The organism is Bacillus sp. SIMBA_005, assembly GCF_046535585.1.
GTDB lineage: Bacteria > Bacillota > Bacilli > Bacillales > Bacillaceae > Bacillus > Bacillus pumilus.
Map to the genome: position 1 here is coordinate 1 of NZ_JAWRWI010000965.1, position 245 is coordinate 245.

Annotated in this window: 1 protein-coding gene; it reads left to right on the plus strand. The window is 69.0% G+C overall.

Features of this window, described 5'->3' with window-relative positions; all coding sequences use genetic code 11:
• Window positions 1–14 precede the first annotated feature (14 nt).
• The gene (locus tag SB660_RS22965) at window positions 15–176 is read left to right on the plus strand and encodes a hypothetical protein (protein WP_410584834.1); all 162 of its coding nucleotides are present in this window, start codon (window positions 15–17) and stop codon (window positions 174–176) included.
• Window positions 177–245: the final 69 nt, after the last annotated feature.

Here is a 245-nt window from a genome sequence, read left to right on the forward strand (position 1 = left end):
GCCGCAGCTACAGCATCGACGCGGCGGAGGGCGCCGGGCTGCTGTTCGCGGCCTTCATGAACGATCCGCAGACGTTCGAGGCGACGCAGCGCCGACTCGACGAGATGGACGATCTCATCCGGCACACGACGACCGACGCCTCGGGCGTCTTCTTCGTGCCGGCGAGCCTCGGCTAGGGGCTAGGCCCGCAGGTCCTCGATCATGGCCGTGAGCTCGGCGGCCATGTCGACCGACGGATCCAGCAG